This is a genomic window from Spiroplasma sp. hyd1 (assembly GCF_016082235.1).
Classification (GTDB): Bacteria; Bacillota_I; Bacilli_A; order Mycoplasmatales; family Mycoplasmataceae; genus Spiroplasma; species Spiroplasma poulsonii.
Map to the genome: position 1 here is coordinate 1 of NZ_JXYY01000089.1, position 2,491 is coordinate 2,491.

4 protein-coding genes are annotated in these 2,491 nt (G+C 20.7%); all 4 read left to right on the top strand.

What is annotated here, in order from left to right; translation table 4 throughout:
- Window positions 1-208 precede the first annotated feature (208 nt).
- Genes TS70_RS06275 through TS70_RS06290 form a run of 4 tightly spaced genes read left to right on the top strand, consistent with a single transcriptional unit; the run spans window position 209 to window position 2,433 of the window.
- Window positions 209-634 (top strand): single-stranded DNA-binding protein, encoded by a 426-nt coding sequence (locus TS70_RS06275; protein WP_198049743.1) that lies wholly within the window; start codon window positions 209-211, stop codon window positions 632-634.
- Window positions 625-1,278 carry a hypothetical protein gene (locus tag TS70_RS06280; protein ID WP_198049744.1) on the top strand — a complete coding sequence of 218 codons (654 nt, stop codon included), beginning with the start codon at window positions 625-627 and terminating at the stop codon, window positions 1,276-1,278. Before TS70_RS06275 ends, TS70_RS06280 begins: the two co-directional genes overlap by 10 nt.
- A complete protein-coding gene (locus TS70_RS06285) occupies window positions 1,262-1,936 on the top strand; it encodes an ERF family protein (RefSeq protein WP_198049745.1) in 675 nt (224 codons plus the stop codon). Before TS70_RS06280 ends, TS70_RS06285 begins: the two co-directional genes overlap by 17 nt.
- Complete coding sequence (locus tag TS70_RS06290) at window positions 1,936-2,433, top strand: hypothetical protein (protein WP_198049746.1); 498 nt, start codon at window positions 1,936-1,938, stop codon at window positions 2,431-2,433. The genes TS70_RS06285 and TS70_RS06290 overlap by 1 nt, the downstream gene beginning before the upstream one ends.
- Window positions 2,434-2,491: the final 58 nt, after the last annotated feature.

A 2,491-nucleotide genomic window follows, 5' to 3' on the forward strand; every position in this document is an offset into this window, starting at 1 on the left:
AAAAATTATNTAAAGAAGATTTTAAAATTAGTGAATTTTGTATTAATTGTGGAGCGGGTTTATTTTATACTGAGTACTATCAAAAAATAAAAAAAGGAAGAAAAATAAATCTGTCAACCAAAAAATGTAGTTATTGTGGATCAGATAGAATAATTAAATTAAAAGATAATTCAAAATATGACAAATTACCTAGTAAGGATGTGAAATAATGAATAAATTTATAGGAATTGGTAGAACAACAAAGAATATAGAAATTAAAAAAACAAGTAATGGTAAAGAATATGCAATATTTCAATTAGCAGTAACTCGCCCATATTCAACACAAAAAGAAACTGATTTTATTCCTTGTCAAGTTTGAAATAAGCAAGCAATTACTTTACAAAAATATTGTCAAAAAGGTAGTCAAATAGCAATTACGGGTATTTTGCAATCTTTTAAAGATAAAGATAATAAAATACAATGAATAGTTCAAGTATCTAATTATGAATTTTTACATACAAATAATGATTTAAAAAAAGATATTTTATTATCTGAAAAACCAAAAGAACAAATAGAATTTAATTCATCTTATACAAAAGAATTATTTAATAATGATAATCAAAATATTGATAATAATGCAATTTTATGAGATTAGATTTAAAACCTTTATATATTTATAATGATGAATTACATAAGTATAGTATTTTAATTCCTAGTGTTAGTCAAATTGTTAATATTTTAGTGCCAAAAGATTTTTCACAAATTGATGAGAATATTTTAAAATTAGCACAAACTCGTGGAATATGTTTACATAATATGATTGATTGTTGAATAAAAAATAATTTTGATGATGAATTAATTGAATTTATTGATTGTGATATAAAATCTCATCGTGAATTATTTAAAAATTTTACAAAACTATATCAAGAAACTTTTAAAAATATTAAATTTAAACATTATGAAACTGAAAAAACATATTATCATCCTTTATTATGTGGGACAACTGATTTTATTGGCATAACAATAGATAATGAGTATATAATATGTGATTGAAAAATTACTAGTTCTAATGAAAAAACAGATATTGAACGCTATATTTGACAATTAAAACTTTATTATTTATTAGAAAAAGATTTTTGTATAGATAGTAAAAAAATATTAATAATAATTATTAATCCAAAATTAAAAATAGTAATTAAAGAAAAAGTTAATATTACTAAACAAGATTTAGAACAAATTAAAGAAGCCATTTTAATATGACAAGAAAGAGAGGAATGAGAAAATGCCACAAGAAATTAAAAAAACATTAATAGAAAGTATTGGTGAAATTCAATCTAATATAAATATTTTTGTTGGTAAAAATGCAAGGAATGATTTTAATAAATATAATTATTTTACTGAAAGTGATTTGTATCAAACTTTAAAACCACAATTAAAAGAACAAAATATAACTTATACAATTCAAGCAGTTGGTGAACCAACATTTATTAATAATGATAAAATGGTAAATTATTATTCAAAAGGATTATTAACACTTTATAAAAATGATGAAAAATTAGAATTAGGAATTATTTTATCAGCACAAAATTCAGATATTGCAAAAGCAGTTGGTAGTGCTTTAACTTATGGTGCTCGTTATTGATTGTGTAAGACATTTGGTATAGCAACTGATGAATTAGACCCTGATAGTACTGAAATAAGTAAAGAAAATAGTAATCAAGTTATTAAAGAAACTAATAAGCAACAAATTAATAATTTAAATCCAAATTGAATGAGGGAAGAGCATTTTAATAATATTAAAGATTTTATTACAAATACAAAAATAGAACAAGATATTATTTCAAAAGGTAAAAATTGAATAAAAGAAGAATTAAATGTTGAAAAATTATCACCAGTTATAATTAGAAAACAAAGCGAAGATTTTTATTATCAATTTAAAGAAAGATTTTTAAAATAATGATAAAAATAGGTATTGACACATCAGGAACTGGTACTACTGGTATTGTTGTGTATGAAGATAATAAAATAATTGAAAAATTTGAATTTACAAATAAAGATTGAATTAAACAAATTGATTTTATAAGAGATATATTATGTGATATATGAAAATACAATAATTATATTTTAAATATTGAAGATTGTTTATATACCTCTGCTAATGCAAGTAAAGATAGAGACGATTTATTACGATTACTAGGTGTAATAGAAGATATTAATCAAAGACTAAGATTACTCATTAATTGATTATCACCAAAATATACTAAATCAACGGTTAAAAATATAGAAAATTTAAGTAAATATAATAATAATAATAATAATAATAATAATTGTATTCAAAAATTTAGTAAAGATAATAATTTAACTTATGAATATGGTAAAGGTTGAAAATATAAGAATGAAAAAATATCTCATCATATAAGAGATGCAATTATTATTGTTAATTATGAGAGTTAATATTATGAAACATTCATATAATCAAAAAACAGGAAAATATTATTCTTGCAAAATTAGA